This is a genomic window from Brotomerdimonas butyrica (assembly GCF_025567305.1).
Taxonomy (GTDB): Bacteria; Bacillota; Clostridia; order Peptostreptococcales; family Anaerovoracaceae; genus Lentihominibacter; species Lentihominibacter butyricus.
On record NZ_JAOQJP010000003.1, the window covers coordinates 142244 to 160303 of the forward strand.

16 protein-coding genes are annotated in these 18060 nt (G+C 50.9%); 2 read left to right on the plus strand and 14 right to left on the minus strand.

The genetic code is table 11. The annotated features are described in order from the left end of the window. The first annotated feature begins 13 nt into the window (after window positions 1-13). The gene (locus tag OCV59_RS03405; RefSeq protein ID WP_147593108.1) at window positions 14-592 is read left to right on the plus strand and encodes a nucleotidyltransferase family protein; all 579 of its coding nucleotides are present in this window, start codon (window positions 14-16) and stop codon (window positions 590-592) included. A 9-nt stretch (window positions 593-601) separates the two neighbouring features. Here OCV59_RS03405 and OCV59_RS03410 read toward each other — a convergent pair whose 3' ends face one another. Next, on the minus strand, window positions 602-814 hold the full coding sequence (locus OCV59_RS03410; RefSeq protein WP_147593109.1) for a hypothetical protein: 213 nt from the start codon (window positions 812-814) through the stop codon (window positions 602-604). A gap of 29 nt (window positions 815-843) precedes the next feature. Between OCV59_RS03410 and OCV59_RS03415 the strand changes: the two genes are divergently transcribed. Further along, entirely contained in the window at window positions 844-1131 is a 288-nt protein-coding gene (locus OCV59_RS03415; protein WP_262584089.1) for a substrate-binding domain-containing protein, read from the plus strand. A gap of 88 nt (window positions 1132-1219) precedes the next feature. On the opposite strand, the gene OCV59_RS03420 is transcribed toward OCV59_RS03415, so the two are convergent. The 13 genes from OCV59_RS03420 to OCV59_RS03480 form a co-directional block, all read right to left on the minus strand. Further along, a complete protein-coding gene (locus OCV59_RS03420) occupies window positions 1220-1975 on the minus strand; it encodes a Rossmann-like domain-containing protein (RefSeq protein WP_147593111.1) in 756 nt (251 codons plus the stop codon). 32 nt (window positions 1976-2007) lie between these two features. After that, window positions 2008-3666: a hypothetical protein gene (locus OCV59_RS03425; protein ID WP_147593112.1), complete on the minus strand. Its 1659-nt coding sequence runs from the start codon at window positions 3664-3666 to the stop codon at window positions 2008-2010. A gap of 162 nt (window positions 3667-3828) precedes the next feature. Beyond that, a complete protein-coding gene (locus OCV59_RS03430) occupies window positions 3829-4620 on the minus strand; it encodes an ABC transporter ATP-binding protein (protein WP_147593113.1) in 792 nt (263 codons plus the stop codon). A 1-nt stretch (window position 4621) separates the two neighbouring features. Beyond that, window positions 4622-6025, minus strand: coding sequence for an ABC transporter substrate-binding protein (locus OCV59_RS03435; RefSeq protein ID WP_147593114.1), 1404 nt, complete (start codon window positions 6023-6025; stop codon window positions 4622-4624). Further along, a complete protein-coding gene (locus OCV59_RS03440; RefSeq protein ID WP_147593115.1) occupies window positions 6022-7032 on the minus strand; it encodes a FecCD family ABC transporter permease in 1011 nt (336 codons plus the stop codon). Before OCV59_RS03440 ends, OCV59_RS03435 begins: the two co-directional genes overlap by 4 nt. Before the next feature lie 9 nt (window positions 7033-7041). Continuing rightward, complete coding sequence (locus tag OCV59_RS03445; protein ID WP_262584090.1) at window positions 7042-9201, minus strand: ABC transporter permease; 2160 nt, start codon at window positions 9199-9201, stop codon at window positions 7042-7044. Between the two features lie 52 nt (window positions 9202-9253). Next, window positions 9254-10171 carry an ABC transporter ATP-binding protein gene (locus tag OCV59_RS03450; protein ID WP_147593116.1) on the minus strand — a complete coding sequence of 306 codons (918 nt, stop codon included), beginning with the start codon at window positions 10169-10171 and terminating at the stop codon, window positions 9254-9256. 1 nt (window position 10172) lies between these two features. Then, window positions 10173-11417 (minus strand): hypothetical protein, encoded by a 1245-nt coding sequence (locus OCV59_RS03455; protein WP_147593117.1) that lies wholly within the window; start codon window positions 11415-11417, stop codon window positions 10173-10175. A 44-nt stretch (window positions 11418-11461) separates the two neighbouring features. Continuing rightward, window positions 11462-12298, minus strand: coding sequence for a hypothetical protein (locus tag OCV59_RS03460; RefSeq protein WP_147593118.1), 837 nt, complete (start codon window positions 12296-12298; stop codon window positions 11462-11464). 137 nt (window positions 12299-12435) lie between these two features. Beyond that, on the minus strand, window positions 12436-14007 hold the full coding sequence (locus OCV59_RS03465) for a chitobiase/beta-hexosaminidase C-terminal domain-containing protein (RefSeq protein ID WP_147593119.1): 1572 nt from the start codon (window positions 14005-14007) through the stop codon (window positions 12436-12438). Window positions 14008-14093: 86 nt separating this feature from the next. Next, complete coding sequence (locus tag OCV59_RS03470) at window positions 14094-15569, minus strand: hypothetical protein (protein ID WP_147593120.1); 1476 nt, start codon at window positions 15567-15569, stop codon at window positions 14094-14096. Window positions 15570-15945: 376 nt separating this feature from the next. After that, on the minus strand, window positions 15946-16695 hold the full coding sequence (locus tag OCV59_RS03475; protein ID WP_147593121.1) for a collagen-like domain-containing protein: 750 nt from the start codon (window positions 16693-16695) through the stop codon (window positions 15946-15948). A gap of 113 nt (window positions 16696-16808) precedes the next feature. Beyond that, window positions 16809-17903, minus strand: coding sequence for a glycosyltransferase family 2 protein (locus tag OCV59_RS03480; RefSeq protein WP_147593122.1), 1095 nt, complete (start codon window positions 17901-17903; stop codon window positions 16809-16811). Between the last annotated feature and the right edge of the window lie 157 nt (window positions 17904-18060).

The following is an 18060-nucleotide window of genomic DNA, read 5'->3' on the forward strand; positions in this document are numbered from 1 at the left end:
CAGGTGACCCGTTATGAAAATACACATCATTTATCTTGCGGCGGGCTCGTCCCGCCGTTTTGGCAGCAACAAGCTGCTGTGGGAATATGAAGGCCGGCCGCTGTACCGCCACGGGCTCGACCGGCTGATCGAAATGTCATCAGACCGCGATGACTGCACGCTGACCGTCGTTTCACGCTACGATGAGATACTGGAATATGCAGCTGCATATCCGAACGTACGCACTTTATACAGCCCTCTCAGCCACCTGGGAGCCAGCTTCAGCATACGTGCCGCTTTGCAGTCTCTGCACGATATCCTTTTTGATGACGATGACTATTTCATGTTCATGGTCGCCGACCAGCCGCATATCTCCCGCAAAACACTCGATGCGATCGCTGATACTGCGTACTCCGGATGCCTCACGGCTTCTGCATCATATGGAGACAGACGCGGGAATCCTGTATTATTCTCGGCTGTGCTCGCTGACGAGCTGCTCGCTCTCAGCGGTGACACAGGCGGCAGACAGGTGCTCCGCGCCCATCCTGAAGACCACATCGATATCAGCGCAGGTTCTCCGGAAGAGCTCGAGGATATAGACTACAGACCGTGACGCCGGTACTCAGCCGCCCTGCACTTTTCTCATTCCCAGGATCCCCGCAAGTATCAGGACGGCTCCGATGATACCGACGTACACTATCCCCACGCTAAGGGAGTCATGCTTTCTGCAGACTCTATCTGTTATTATCGTAGTCCATGCAAAGAGCACTGCTGCTATCATGCACAGGATCTCTCCCTTTCCAATGGAGCTTATCCCGCCTCTCAGAGCGATCATGCCTATCCCGGCAAAAGTGACCAATGTGCTTGCGCAATCACATACATCCGAATACGCGCTACAGCACTTCCGACAACTTTACCGCATACACCATGGTCGAAGCGGGCCTCGGAGTGGCCTGCACCAATGCGATCATCGCCGGATCGTTCGGAGATGTCGTACGCTATCTGCCGCTCGACCCGCCTCAAAGTGTAGAGAGAAGGATCGCTGCACTGCCGCCGGACTCGATGTCACCCGCCGCGCACCGTTTCATCGAACACGCGCTCAGATCTATCGAAAGCTCCGGAGAAGTATCCAGATCAGTTTCAGAGCGGTGACATGCAAACCCGCAGTTATCCGCGCTCCTTTACATGCAGAAAAGGCTCACACGCACGATGCGGTGAGCCTTCATGATTTTTTGTTCTGTTATGCATAAAGATGCGCGAAACACGACCGTTTCTGATCCATGAGCACGGCGCCTCCGGAAAATGTCGTTCCGTAAAAAACCACTTCCTTGCCGATATCGATAAAATTCACTATCGACCCGTTGCATGCAGTGCTGCCGGTGCAGAGCACCAGATCCGCATAATCCATCACGACCTCGTCATAATCCTTTATGCCGTCCTCGACCTTTACACCATATCGTACTTCTCCGACATTTTTCGGATTGAGATCGAGCACGCGGACATCGTATTCGCTGTGTGACAGCATATCGAGAAGCGCCGGCTGATACCCGATCAGCGCTATCCTTTTCACATCAGGATATTCTCTGCGCAGGAACTCCAGCATGTCCTGAGCGCAGTATTCAGGACCTTCTGTGCGGCAGTGCACATTTCCCCTGCACAGACCCAGATATCCCATGACCGCATTCATCACTGCTATGAACAGGCCTCTGCCATGTGCATCGTTCACTATGTCCATATCAAGCACTTCAGAAAGCGTGCCTTCAAATGCTGTCGGCGCATCTGTGAATGCCTGACCGAATGAGTCGCGGAACTGCGCCTGTATCATCACATCATCGCCTGTTATTATCGGAAAATCCTGACGCTTAGTCTTGCCTATAGCCTCTTCCGGTGTCAGCGAACGGCATGTGATCTGTACTGGTTCATCCCCTATGTCGTGTTCATCCAGAACAGCAATGAATCTTCTTCTCAGTTCTTCAAAAAATTTTTCTGCTGTCATCTTGTTTCACATCTCCTATACTTATTTCAGGCTTATGCTGCCTTTCTTCTCTTAACAGCGACTCCTGCTGCTGTTCCGCTTACTGCGAGCAGCGCCAGGATAGCAGCCAGCGGCGTCATGTCGCCTGTTGCTGCGGTTTTATCATTCTTTCCTGCAGCAGCTCCCTGATCTGTCTTGCCGTCAGTCTTGCTGTCATCAGTCTTTACAATGACATTCCTGCCTGCTTCATTGATCCTTGCAGTCATATCGTCGACATCAGTCTGCGCGTAGTATGTAGTATCCTTAGCTACGAGCTCTCCGAGAGTGATCATTTTCTGAAGCTTCCTGTAGTTTTCTTCAGTGTATTTGCTCTTGTCTGCTTTCTTAGCCTTTTCGATAACAGCTTTCAGCTCTGTTGAATCGATATCCTTGCTTCCGCTGTTCAGATATGATGACACATGGAATTCCAGAACATCTCCGGGCTGTGAGTTTTTAGCTGTGATAGTGAGCACGTCGCCATCAACTGTAAGCGTATAATCATCTTTGAGAGCTCCCATGTCCCACCATCCGGGTACCATCGACGAGAACTTTTCTGCATTGAGTGCCATGTAGTTATGGTAGTGAGCTACAACGTGTGCTCCGTGATTGTTGAGCACAGCCGCAGGCTGCCCGTTCTTGAGCAGGATCAGATGCACCATTCCTCTTGTAGTGCTCTTTGGAGTGATGATCCTGGTAGTTACTGATGCAGGTGTGTTTTCATCTGCGATCACCTGATCTACGATCTTAGTCTCAACACCTGTAGGAAGTGTGAGAGCCATATCGGATTTAGCAAGCTTGCTGCCGTCTTCCGTAGTCAGATTTTCCCATACGCCTTCTGATGTTATCTTACCGTTGAACGGTGCCACCCATCCGCTCAGTTCGAATCTGAGGGCCTTGCCTCCTTCAGCCAGTTCGACATTCTTGATGCTGCCCATTCTTCCGCCCAGCTTCTGCGATGCGAGTTTTACAGTATTCATCATTTCTGCCGTAAGTGCCTCTTTATCAACTATTTTCATAGCTTCAGGGAATCTTAACGTAACGTATGCAGTCTGTGTATCTGTCTGAGATTCTCCCATCGCTAATTCAGGGATAGGTACACCGTCATGATCTGTATATGCGTCAAAGTCTGCCACTTCAACGACATCCTTTACCTTTACAGTATAAGTCTTCGTAGTGCTTACCCAGTCGCAAAGTGAAGCTGTGACAGTTATCTTGGCTTCGCCTGTTGCTGCTGCAGTCAGAGTTATCTTGCCGTCTGTCTTGCTTCCTACAGCAGTTCCGACTTCAGCTGCAGCTTCAGGAGCTCCTGCCTTTACTACAGATTCATCAGTTGACCTTACAGTCACTGCTGCTGTTCGAGTTGCTGTATCCATTCCAAAACACGAACATCCCTGACCTTCTGTAAAGCAGCCCTGACCGCCACAAGAATCCGGACAGCCCGGCATCTGGCATCCCTGATACTGCACATGCACATACGGTGATACCGTTATCTCTGCAGAACCGCCCTTCACCATCGTGATAGTTCCGTTGCTGTCATCAGCTTTCACAGCTATAGTGCCGTGATTATACTGTGAACTAGTCTCTGTTTCATTGGCAAATGCGAGCGTTCCCGCAAGTCCGAAGACCATCACTGCGCTGAGCATCCATGCCAGCATTCTCTTTGGAAATTTCATTTAACCTCTCCTTTCATCTCCATCGATCGTTTCTATGGTGCTTTCGCACCACTGAATGAATTAATTGGTTGATTTATCATTTAAAACCCCTCGGGATCTCAAATCGTATTTATCGGCATTCCTGATCTGCCTGCCGATGCGCATCTGTGCAGCGCGAGGCGGTCAGTCTATATCTGCCGTTATATGCCTTATCTGTCTGCCGCTCCTGCCTGTATGCACATGTATCGACGCATCGACATCGTACATACGCCGCAGCAGATCCTCAGTCATCACTTCGTCGGCGGTGCCGTATGACCACGTGTCTCTGTCCTCCAGTGCCAGCACCGAAGCGTCCGCAATGAATGCGTGGTCGGGATAATGGGTCGTGAATGCGACACCTATCCCTTCCTTCGTCAGATTCCTTATCACGCCGAGCAGGCGCATCTGATTGCCGAAATCCAGGCTCGCCGCAGGCTCGTCCATCAGTATGTATTCGGTCTGCTGAGCCAGTGCCCTGGCTATCAGCACCAGCTGACGCTCGCCTCCACTTATCTCCGTATAGACATCGTCCCTGAGATGCGAGATCCCCATCCTTTCCAGCATTTCCAGAGCTATCAGCTCGTCCTTCCTGCCCGGTGAGGAGAATCTTGATATATGCGTCCCCCTGCCCATCAGCACGACGTCATATACCGAATATGCAAACGGCGGGGTGTGGTACTGAGGAACGTACGCTATGTGCTTCGCCAGCTGTTCTCTCGGGATCTGCCTTATGTCTCTGCCGTCCACGAGCAGTTCTCCCTCCAGCAGCGGCAGGAACCCCAGTATCGTCCTGTACATCGTCGTCTTGCCGACACCGTTCGCGCCGAGTATGCAAAGCAGCTCTCCCTTGTCCAGAGAAAACGACACGTTCTCGAGCACTGTCTTTCGTTTGTTTTTTCCTGTATAGCCGAATACGGCTTTATTTATTTCCAGCATATTATTCAGGACTCTCCCTGTTCAGTATCTGCTCGGCTTCCTCTCTCGTCAGGCTGTGATCGAAGAATTTCTCGTAAAACTCCATCACTTCCGCATCCATGTCAAGATCCCTGAACTCATCCGGATGCAGCGTCCTGGCCATATCCATCACGAGCAGTATCTTCTGTATGCCCATGTCCCAGTAGAACACACCCGACGGAGTCGCATAGACCTGATCGTTCTTCACAGCCTTGAGCGACTTGTACGACGCCTTGCTCTTCAATTCTTTTTTCAGCTGCTCGACTGTCTTGCCGTCGTTCATGCCGCCGTGATCTATGAATATCACATCCGGATCCCATGCCATGAGCTGTTCATAGTCTATCTGTATCCTGTTGCCGGCGTTCAGATCAGCCGACACAGCATTGCCGCCTGCGCTTTCTATCACTTCTATGATGTCCGAATGCTTACCGTAAGTCGTGAGTATGTCCACGCCGGCATAGTAGACATCCGGTCTGTCTTTTTCCTTTATCCCGTCTGTACGCGACTTCACCCACGCCAGCTTTTCATCAAAATATTCACAGTACTCCGAAGCCCGCTTTTTCGCATCCGCGCCGAGCGTCTGTGCGTAAGACTTCACCTGGTCCGTCACTCCTGCGAGAGTCTCCTCAGTCTCTCCCGGCAGTGCAGCCACTCCTGCTTTTTTGAGCTGAGTCAGCTCGTTTTCCCTGGGGAACGTGTACACGATGTCGGGTTCATATGTCATCAGCTCCTCGAAATTCACCGAAGTGTGCACATTTTCCAGCGCAGGCACCTCGCTGATGCGTGAAAACACCTTTTCAGCCCACGGGAAATCATCAGTCTGCACATCGGCTCTGACCACTATCTTATCCTCCGCTCCGAGCATCGTCAGAAGCTCATACGAAGGCCCGTAAACAGCCGCAAGCCTCTGAGGATCTTCCGGGAACGGCACACTGTCTATCTCGGCTTCTGTCCCCGAAATCACCGGCACATCTCTTCCCGAAATCGTGCCTTTCAGCGTTATGCCATCCGGAGCCGACAGCGGACCTATGCTCTCCACCGTGCCTGCCTCCTTTTCACGCAGCACGACAGTCGCACCATCGCATGAAACGACCTCCCAGAGATCATCTGCACGTTCGACGACATCCTTTATCGCTTCAGCCACATCCTCCGCATCTGCCCCGGCATAGAGATGCACCGGCTGTTTCTCACAGTCTCCGCAGCTGTTGCTCGCCTCGTCTTTATAAACATTTATGCTGTAGTCCAGGACTGTGATCACACCCTCCTGCACAGAATCGCCGCTGGCTGTGACCGTATATTCGGCCTTTCCCTGTCCGCAGCCTGCCAGGATCAGCAGCGCCGTCACCATGAGGCCTGCAAACCATATGAAATGTTTCCTGTGTATCATAAGAATCCTTTCCTTCCCTTTGCCAGCAGTGCTATGAACACCGGAGCGCCTACTATTGCCGTAAGTATACCTATAGGCAGTTCCTGTGGAAAAGCGCAGCGTGCCACATCGTCGACGAGCAGCAGGAAAGCCGCACCCATCACTGCGCTGCACGGCAGCATCCTCCTGTAGTCGGATCCTGCCATCAGTCTTGCAAAATGCGGTATTATCAGTCCGACCCATCCGATCATCCCTCCGACTGCCACACATGCGGCAGTCATGAACGTCGCACAGAGGATTATGACTGCCTGATACTTCTTTACAGGCACTCCCATCGCCTCCGCTTCATCAGTCCCGAATGAAAGCAGATTGATACGCCACCTCAGCAGCAGCATCACGACCGTGCCCGCTATCACAGGCACCGCCAGGATCAGCAGATCAGAGGCTGTCACATATGTCAGCCCGCCCATCAGCCAGAATGCGATAGACGGCATCGTGTCGAACGGATCCGCAACATACTTTATTATCGAAATGAATGCCTGGAACAGCGAACCTGTGACGATACCGCTCAGCACGAGCAGCAGCCTGTTGTTTTCCATATGACCGCCGACCATCCTGCTTATCAGACCGGTTATCAGCACCGCCGCTATACCCGAACAGAACGCCATGCACTGCACTGCCACTGTAGGCATTCCCCAGAGGAGTCCCAGCGCAGCTCCGAAGCCCGCTCCTGCAGATGCTCCGAGCAGATCAGGCGATACCATGGGATTCCTGAAGATCCCCTGATAGCCCGCTCCCGATACCGACAGTCCGCAGCCGATAAGTATCGCAGCGGCTATCCTCGGAAGCCTGGACTGGAGCAGCACCGTCTCTCTGCCGGATCCGTCACCGCTGCCCGAAAGCCTGTTTCTGAGTATTTCCACGATATCGTGCCACGACAGCGAGTATCTGCCTACCATCACGGATATGACCGTAAGCACCGCCAGCAGTACGATCAGCAGCAGAAGCACGTTTTTCTTTCTTCCCATATGCTCCTCCTACTGCCTAATGAATGACGGCACTTCCGACTGCGGCAGGAACATGTATCTGTACATATCATCACCTGAAAGCTTGACCGCCGCCAGGTATCCACCGCCGCTCATGTAGTATCCATCCCTGAGTCCTGCCGCGACCTCTGCTATGTCGTCACTGTCATCTATAACGTATTTATCCCCGAAGTCCTTCTGTATCATGAACTCGTCCGCACTGTCTGCGCAGTACGCCATGAAATACATCCCGATCGGATAGTCAGGCGCATTGATGCCGATATACGGATCCATGCGCTGGAGTATTATCGATTCTATCTGCTGCTCTTCCTTCACGTATTCCAGCAGCTCGTTGTCCTCGAGCCACCTGAGCGTGTTCTCGTATCGTGACGTCACGTAGATGAACGCATTGTTGAGATGATACGAGAAATACAGGCTGTCATCGTCTCCTGACTGCGTGAACATGATCACGGCTTCTGTCTTCTCTTCAGGAAAATACCGTTCTTTCACGCTCATCACGCTCATGTCCTGCCAGATCGCCGCCAGCAGCTGCGCCCTGCGGTCTTCTCCGAGCGTCACTTCATACGTATCAGTCATGGTGTCATCTGTCAGATATACCGTTCCGTTGTCATAAGCCTGCTTTGTCAGCGACTCGGGATTCCCCTCCTCGGCATATGCGAACAGCTCCGCCTGACCTGCCTTCACTTCATCGAGTTCTTCTATATCCAGCATCTTCTCGAGCTGACCGTATGAAGCTCTGTCGTAGTACCATGTATGCTCAGTGCCGTCGCTATCCACATATGAGAATGTGATATCGTACGGTATGACCGTGTCTTCAGCGTTTTTCGAACCTTTCATAGGCTCTCTGCCGGATTCTTCGAACATCATCTGAAGCTCACGCACAGTATCTATAGAATCATCCTCATGCAGGCTCAGCCGGCTCGACACGTAATATCCGTGACCCGTGCTGCTGCCCATCGCCTCTTCATACATGCCTGACGGAGCCCCTGCATAATTGACTTTCGCTTCCGTGATGTCCGCGTTCGCATCCTTCAGAAAACGTTCCGTGCCTCCGAAAAATCCTGTCGCAAACACTATGCATATCACACCCGTGACTGCCAGCTGTATCAGTGCGCCGGTCAGCTGAGTGCGGACCTTTATACGTCCGAATATGCCCGCTTTTTTCCAGAACAGATGCATCGCCGCAAATGCCAGTATACCCAGGATGACCGCCAGCACTGTGCTGTAGTCGAAGATATATGCAAACACCAGTGCGAACATCATGAAGCCGGTCAGCGCTGCGGTTATTTCTGCAAAGATCCTGCAGCTGCCTGTTATGCCTGCGTTTTCCGCCTTCCATTTCTTAAGGATCCACCATGCCAGCACCACCAGTGCCGCCAGCACTGCGGCCCACACTGCGGCGATCCACCAGGACACAGCCTCAGGCGTATCAGTGCTCAGCGGCCGCATGAACTGCGCATGAGTTTCCAGCTGCCCTTTGAAAAACAGCAGCGGATTCAGTATCGAAAAACGTTCCAGCAGAGATTCACCGATCTGCTCGGTCCCTGAATATGCCACTACTCCCCAGGCATTTCCCCAGTAGAGCTTTTTCATCAGTATGTTGACCCCGCAGCATATGACCGTCGGTATCGACATGCCGCACGCCCAGTAGATCACCATCTCCATCAGATTGCCCGACAGCAGGCTCATTATCACGGCCACTGTGCAGCTGACTGCCGCCATCAGGAACAGCCCGATACACAGGAACACCGCATTCCTCACCAGGCACTGATATCCGCCTACTGCGCTTATATTGAGCGCGACGGAAACTGCCACCGGTATCACTGTCATCAGCGCCAGCATCACGAATGCAGTGGCGAGTCTGTCTATGAAAAGCCTCGTTCTCGTGATACCCATCGAAAAGAAGATCGTGGTCTCCTTCTTGTCCTGCACGAAACGGAACATCGAGCTTCCGGCAACGAGTCCCATCACTACTGCCGCCACCATCACAGGAATGAACGCATCGTCATTTATCAGCCTGAACTTGAGCTGATCGTGAGTGACCTCGATATTGTAGATGGAGTCTCCCGGCAGCCCCGCCGTGAAAAACGGTATCAGTATCAGGAATATCACCGTTCCCGCCAGAAAGATCCATCCGTTCCGGCCAAGCACAAAAGCCGTGTCATGTTTCCATATATTCAGTTTTCCGGCCGCCCCGCGGCTTTTATCTGAAGATCTTTTCCCAGTCAGCGTCACGTTCTTTCCTTTCCATGCGGAAAAATTCCTCCAGCTGCACCGGTCTCACCTGTATATTCTCTGCGCCCGCAGCCTGCAGCTTGCGGCGCGCATGCTCTTCCGAGGCATGGATTATACAGTAGTACCGTGCACTGTCCGTCTTTTCATCCGAAATATCTATTCTTTCTATCAGCTCTATCTCACCGATATCGATCGAGTCGACATCGCCCGCATAAGTGACTTCGCATGCCTGATAGCTTTTTCTCATCTGTCCGGTCGAATCATCGAAGGTCAGCCTGCCTTCATGCAGCATCCCTATGTGATCCGCCAGGTCTTCCAGCTCCTTCAGATTGTGAGATGTCACAAGGATCGTTGCTCCCCTGTTTTTTACATAAAACCTGAACATGTCTCTGACCTGTATTCTCATGGAATAGTCGAGACCGTCGAACGCCTCATCCAGGAAAAGGTATGCAGGTCGTGTGGAAAACGCCAGTATCAGGCTCGCCTGTCGCTGCATGCCCTTCGAAAACCTGCTTATTTTCATGGACGGATCCACTCCGAACCATTCCACCAGTCCGTTGAAGGTTTCGTCGCTCCAGTCAGGGTAATAGCCCGAGTAGAACTTTCTCATCCTGTTCAGCGATGACTGCAGGAAAAACGACGCCTCCTCCGTCATGAAAAAACACTGCTGCTTTACAGCCGGATTTTCATAGACAGGCTGTCCGTTTATCAGAGCACGCCCTGAATCAGGCCTGTAGATCCCGCACATTATTTTGAGGAGCGTGGTCTTGCCGACTCCGTTATAGCCTATAAGACCGTATATCTCTCCTTTTTTCACAGTCAGGCTCACGTCCGAAAGGACCGTGAAATCACCGAAGCTTTTTGTGATATTTTCTGCCGATATCATGTTACTCTTCGACCTCTTCTGTTTCTTCCAAAGGTTCTGCCGGTGTTTTCTTTCTGTTCTTCACGATGTATGCTGCTGCAAGCACCGCTATCAGCACTGCTGCTGCGATGCCGATCCACACTCCCGTATGACTGCCTTTTTCTTCTTTTACCGTTTCCTTCGCCACATCCCATTTTTCTGTGGAAAGTATGTATTTATCGGCTTCTCCGTACATTGTGCTGCATGTCACGTATCCGTTCTCAACACTCAGTTCATCCTCTATTGCCCTGGCGCCGTTTTCCTTGTCGAACGAATACAGGTAAAGCTTGTCCGAATCCTTGAACCAGTCTGCCACTCTGATGTAAGTGCTCGCCTTGCCCGGCAGCGCCTCCTTGTCGCCTCTCTGTATATACAGTGAATCGGATTTTGAGCCGTATTTGCAGCCTTTGAATGCCTCCCGGCTGAATTCGAGGTTGAGATCCATATCTCTCGGTTCAGTCACATCTTTTCCTGCGAATTCCCAGGCGTAGAGGATCGTATCTGCGTCGTCCTTCTTCTGGAAGTCGACAAAGTCGCCTTTCCCCTTGATACTTTCAAGCGCGTCTTTTCCGGTCTTTCCGTCAGGTATCATCACGAAACTGATCTTGCCGCGGTCGCTGTCCACCGTCTTTGTCGTTCCTTCGGTTTCGTTTTCCTTTTCGTTTTTATCACTTTTCTTTGATTTGTTTTTCTTTGCCGGTTTTGCTGACACCTGTCCTGAGGAAGCTGTTGTCGCCTGTGTCGCAGCCTGCGTGCTGTCACTTACCGTCACGTATATGCTCGTCGATGTGCTCGTGAACTGCCTGAGCGATGCAGTGACCGTTATCGTAGCGCTGCCGGGCGAAATGCCGGTGATATACACAGTGCTGCCGCTGCACGACGCAGTCGCTACACTCGTATTGCTCGAATATGCGTTGGCATATGCATAGTATGTCATATATGTAGTTCCTGCGCATTTACATTCTCCATTCGCATCAAGGCAGTCTTTCTCACCGCAGATCTGCGGACATTCCGCCATGCCGCAGCCCGGAAGCTGAGAACTTGATGCCGGAGAAAATGAAAGGCTGACTGCTGCCGAGCCTCCCTGCGATACAGATACACTGCTCTGCCCCGCATACACTCCCACACTTCCTCTCTGGAAATATGCGAATGAGTCGGAACACGTCATCACTCCTGTTATCAGCAGAGCCAGTACGAATATCAGACTCCGCTTAGCTGTCTTTTTCATTTCAGTTACCTCCGATAGTTTTCATGATCGACTTGATTTTCCCGTTACTTTATCGATCTGCCGTTTATCTTCCTGTACGAATATATATCTATGTCAAGCTCTGCATCAGAGCCCTGTTTTTCTACTGTTATGATGTTTTTTGAACACGATACGGAGTATTCAGCTCCGTAATTGTTCTGCAGGGTCTCGACTATCCCTGCCGCTATATCTCTGTCGTTTTCTGCGAGGAATTCGTGACCGTGCACTGCTGCGTACCCATCCAGCATTTCCAGCGCTCTGGTCTCCGAAACCGGTACCTCTTCACCGTTTTCGGTTATGCCGACCCATGCGATGCTTCGTATGTTCCAGATCGAATCCACGGATTTCACGACTTTGCCGGGTTCTGACGATACCGTTGACAGACTTACTCCCGACGGTATCAGCGCTTCCAGTGTAAAGTCCTGCACTGCGTACTTTTCATCGGCACTTCTGATACACGAAATACCTTTTTCTTTTTCCGCGGGTCCGATCTTCAGGATGCCTTTCGTGACCGCATCCACCGGGATCTTTATCCTTGCCGTATTTTCATCGTCCCCGGCCGTAAACTCGCACTCGTCGTCTTTCACTCGTTCATCTGAGATTGTGATACGCAGATCGCTGCATTTTTCATCTGTGACCGCGATCTCCCTGTCGAATATCAGATCCGCCGTGACATACTGACTGTCCTCCGAACCCTCGCTGTATGACCCGACCGCCACATCCTCGAGCTGCGGCGAGTATTCAGCATCCGTTTTTACGCTGCCGCACGATGCCAGCATCGCTGCTGATACGACAGCTGTCGCCGCTGCCATGAACATCCTGCGGATCATCGTACATCTGTTTCCTGCTTTGTTTCTGTCCATTTTCACCTGAGTTTTCTATTGTATTAACGCTCTTTATAAAGGGAATATGGAGACCGAAACACTGTCCGATCTCCTGCTTTCCCCTGTTGCTTTATTTGACATAATGAAAGTAAGTGTATTGCATAGTTATATGTTTCTTATCTGCTTCTGCCTGCATTCTTTTTTCTGAATGCTATCACAGTACCGCCTGCAGCTGCTGCAAGGATCAGTGCTCCCGCCCACAGCATGATGCTGAAATCATCACCGGTAGCTGTGCCGCTGCTTGGATCTTTTTTCCCGTCAGTCTTTCCTGTATCTGCAGGTGTTTTCGGCTGTGTAAATTCCGCACTTACGATATCGCTTGGCATCATGCCGTTCTTTACAGCATATGCTTTTACTACTGCGGCCTTTTCAAGAGTAAAAGTTCCTTTATATTCTATTCTGGTATCGCTGCTCTTCGGATCGCTTCCGTCTGTCGTGTAGTAGATCACAGCATCCTCTGTTTCACAGCTTATCGAAACTTTCTGCTTGTCCTTGAATTCGCCTCCGTTAGGAGTGATAACAGGTGCTGCAGTCTTTTCACCTTCGATCACGTCCATGCCGAACACTGTATAAGTCGCCGACCACGTAGTCGTCTCCCCTGCGACCTTAGTGCTGTCCTCAGGATCCATCGCGATACCGAACAGGAATCTGAACGTGTTTTCCTTTGCAATGAGGCTGTCATATGCACCGGCAGGCTTTGTCTGATCGCTCCTGAAGATCACTTCATCATACTGATATGCGATCATCGGATCCACCTTGGTCTTGTCAGCTCCGCCAAGAGCCGTCTTCACACCATCATCGAATCTTCCACCGCTGAGCAGAGTGTTCCTGAGCGATTCGTCTGTATATACTCCCGGGAATGCATATCTGTCCTGCATCAGATGTTCATATGTGAATATACCTCTAGAGTAGTATGCATCCTCCGTAGTGCTGTCATTTGACTCCTTTGCGCTGTCATTAGTTCTCAGCTTCAGCGTCATCCCCTGTTCAAAAGTTATCCCGGCTGCCTTGAAGATGTCGTTTATATCAGCTCCCTGTGCTCTGAACACAGTCAGACCTCTCATACCGCAGATAGTGTTGTACCACTTGTCCTCACCGCTGCTCATCTGCTTTATCTCGTCTTTTGTAAAGGTCTTTGCAGTCTTCACATTGCCGTCTTTGTCGATCAGCCTTACCTGCAGTGTCTCCGCACCGTACATCGTAGCCGTGAAGTCTGCCTGTAATGAGCCTTTATCACCCGATGTATCGAGCTTTACAGTAAATGTCTTTGTACGTTCTGCTGTTGATACGTTGAGTATCGGATCTTCTGCTGTACGCTTGAGGCTCAGCACCATCCTGTATGACATTTCTCCTGTCTTCCTGTCTTTTACAGTATCTGCTTTTATCGACCACTGCTCTGCCGTCAGCTCCTTCGCTTTACCGTCAGCTATGATAGTCACTTTCTCCACCGCTTCGGCATAGCCTTCGAGCTCTGCCAGCTTCTCCTCATCTGTCTTGCCTGCCCACGTATCATCTCCGCTGTACGTGAGATTGATCTTCAGCGGATCACCCGTGTAGCGCAGCGTTACATTTTCCGCAGATATCGACGGCTGCGTCGTTTCTGCCGCCATCGCAGTCACCGGAGCCATCACACCGAGGATCATTATCGCACTCAGTACGAAGGCCAGCATTTTTTTCGAAAATTTCATCTTCCCTCTCCTCCTTTAACCATTCATTTTACCGGCTGAAACCGGTATCGCCTGCTTTTTACACTTCTTATACTTTCATAAATATGTCAGTTCAGATATATCCTTATCAGCGTACAGTCTCCTGCTGTCTCTACACGTTCACCGCCGTAATAGCCGTCAAGATTTCCAAAGCATGCAGTGAACGGGCCGCTGTGGTTCTTTACAACGCCCACTTCAGTATCTATCCCCTTCTTTTCAAGAGACTGATTCAGCTGATCGTATGCCACATAAGCCTTGCTCTCATGATCATGCTCTTTCAGGATCGGATACCCGTTCTTTACACACGATATCACCGGGATCGCGCCCGGGATCTTCACCCCGTCACGCGTCATGATGTAGTATGCACTGTCATTGTTCTTATGATCGAAATACTTCAGATCTTCCACAGTGTTGTACACCTCGCCGTCTCTTCCGACAAGTTCGGCCCTTCCGTCAAGAGTGCTCACTCCGGCTTTCTTTTTAAGGAGCCACAGAAAATCGACCCCTTCAAAGTAGTCGGTCCATCCGCCTGCGCCCGCATACGAAAATGTCTTCTCATCTCCGAGTGTTCCGTAATAACCGCCATGCACTTTTGACGGATTTTCCCTCATCAGGTCTTCGATCTCCGCAGTCGTAAGTTCCACGACTCTGTCCGGTCCGCGATATGCCGTATCTTTGTGGTATACTTCTATCGTAAATGTGCAGTCCAGTGAATCTTTATACAGCTTGCGATCATGAAAACCGTACTCCGGGTCTTCAGGCGTCCTGCCTTTTCCTGCAGTCATGGACTTTACAGGAAACTGTTCCTTGAGTTTTCCGTCTTTGAAAACCATCAGCATCACCGCCTGATCATCATCGCGGCCCTGCTCCTGCAGAGCAAATGGACCTTCACCGCTTCCCGTGGCCAGTATCGCCTTGTATTTGCTGCCGGAAAGCTTCTTATATGAAAATGTTTTTTTGTTTTCGTCTTTGTCTTCAAAAAGAATATTAAGCTTTTTCGTATTTTTATCTATACCGCAGAGATCGAGAAATTTTATAAGATCGACCCCGTAGTATCCAGCGTTTTCTGCGAGGAGCCCGAGCGCATTCATCTTGCTGTTTACAAATGATATCCTTATCAGCTCCTCGAGATCCCTGACCGAATAAATCGATTCCTCAGGCATAGCATTGCCTGTGAGCGTTATCGCATAGTAGATCTGATCTCCATACTGTGATCCGTATTTTCCCAGATCTGAAATGTACAGCTTGTCTATGATCTGCTGTTCATGATCTGATGGCGATCTGTCTTCTTCAGTTACTTTGACCTTAAGCGAGGTCTCATGCGATTCACCGTCCGCATCCTCTTTGTGTGATCCATGTGACTCAGAAGGTTCTGCGTTTTCAATGCTGCTACTGCCCGAATCGCTTTGCAAAGCACCCCTGCCTTCTGTATCTGTGTCGCTTTTTTCACAACCCGTCACTGCAAGAGTAAACAGCACCACAATAGCAATGAAAAGGATCCTCAACACATACTTGTAATGCTTTGCGCTTTTCTGGTAATACATTGCCTTGTCCTCTGATAAAATTCATTCAATTATTACATAATCTACACATAACTTTTATGCCGTTTGATAGTATCAACAAAACTCTCATCTGTCGTTTGTCGAAACAACCGACGCCTGCCAAAAATGTTTTTGCGACAACATCAATCCTCTCGGATATCGCATTGAGCAAAATCGTTACATATCAGCAGCAAAAAGATCGTGAGCAATTGATAAAATCGGAGAACACGATCAGACGGGATAAATCAACAATAGAAAAAACTGCCCTGTCAACAGCTTTTACACTATCGACAGGGCAGATTTTATTCATCCAGATTTGTTCATCGTATATCAGGATCAAGTTTAGCAGTTATTATTGTGCATATCGCAATCTACGCTTTTATCTTGCCAGATACCCTGCGTTTCTCAGATTTCCAAGCAGTTCGTTCACAGTGTTGATCACATCTGTAAGCGTTGCCGTCGCAGCAAGGTCGGTTACCTGTTCTGCAGCAGCCGGTGCGGGGCCGGTCGCTCCCGTCGGACCCTGTGCTCCTGCTTCACCTGCGGGACCCTGAGGCCCTGTAGGGCCGGTTGCTCCTGTTGGCCCTGTTGCTCCCTGTATGCCGTCAAGACCTGCCGGGCCTGTCGCTCCTGTCGGACCCGTTGAACCCTGCGCTCCTGCTTCGCCTGCGGGACCCTGAGGCCCTGTCGGGCCGGTTGCTCCTGTCGGACCTGTTGGTCCTGTTGCTCCCTGTATGCCGTCAAGACCTGCCGGGCCTTGAGGACCGGTCGCTCCCGTCGGACCCTGTGCTCCTGCTTCACCTGCGGGACCCTGAGGGCCGGTCGGGCCGGTTGCTCCTGTCGGACCTGTTGGTCCTGTTGCTCCCTGTATGCCGTCAAGACCTGCCGGGCCTATCTCTCCCGCCGGACCTGTCGGCCCTGTTACACCAGTCGCGCCGGTTGCTCCTGTCGTCCCCGGAAATCCCACCGGTCCCTCCGGGCCCATCGGGCCTTCCTGCCCGCGAGGCCCCCTTGGACCAGGACACCCCCTCGGCCCCATCGGACCTGTCGCTCCGGTCGGGCCTCGCTGCTGACAGCAGTCATTATTATAACCGCAGCAGCAATCATTGTTCGGATTATTAAAAAGCATGATATTCCTCCTTACAGATATACCATATCCCTGTTTTTCCCATCGACTCTTCCCTGCAGAGCCTGTGCTCTGCCCTTTGCATGATACCGAAAATACCGGTATCCTTATTTAACTTATGCCTCCTGATATCGCCCGGTTACAAACAGGCGCTCAAAATATTTCTGGTTTTCGATCACTTCCTTCGATGCCGGTCTGATCATTGCCGCTCTAAGATGATACTGCCACGCCCTGCCATGGTCACCGAGCCTGTCATAACATACACACAGCTGCATCAGCGGTATATAGCCACGGCAGTCGCTGTGATCAAATCCGCCGTACTTCGCGCAGTCAGGTGCTGCAAGCGCCCGTTCATACCAGTAAGCCGCCGTTTCATGATCATTACATTCCATAAAACATGCGCCTATCTCACAGCATATCTCCGCCCTCGGCAGATCGTATCTGAAACTGTAAAAAAGACTGTCCAGCCTCATCTGCGGTTTTGCGAGATACTTGAAGCACAAAGACCTCTGCAGGCATGCATCTATCAGATTTTCACGCCACGCGCCCTTTTCAGCGAGAAACCTGTCAAACACAGAGATCGCTTCTTCATACCGCCCGTGATCGTAAAGCTCCCTGCCGTAATAAAACACCTGCCGCGAATCGCCCAGCTCGCCACGCGCTATCATGGACTCGTATATCCTGAGGTTCCTATCAGAGCCATCTGCACTGTTCTTATGATGTTCGATCTCAATGTCAGAATACAGCACCTTGCCTGACGGCACGACTGCCTCGTGCACCCGGCCTTTCCATATGAACCCCTTCCCGTTTCTGAGCCAGCGTTCCCGATAATATGAAACAGCCGGATATCCGTCACGATCAAACCCCGTCAGATACTTCATCATCACTACATCTGTATCAGGATCGATCTCCGACTTCAGCGCTTTCATCTTCTTCAGCTCATTCTCTGTGACGATATCGTCTGCATCCAGCCACATCCAGTAATCCATCGACGCCTTCCTGCATGCAAAATTCCTGGCTGCTGCGAAATCATCCTCCCACTCAAAGTCGAACACTTTCTGCGTATAATGCCGCGCTATATCTTTCGTGCGATCCTCCGAGCCGGTGTCCACTATTATAATCTCATCTGCGAGCTCCTTTACAGAATCCAGAGCCCTCGCGAGCACATCCTCTTCATTCTTCACAATCATGCAAAGACTGATACTGACCATTACAAATTACCTCCTGTTTTCGCATCGTTGCCAACACACCGAAATGCTTCTTATTTTCGCCGTACATCGTATAACTACTATCTATATTATTCAACTGCTCTCGTTTCGTCCGCACCTTTTGATTCATAGTGTACCTGTTATCTCCAGTTATGCGCGG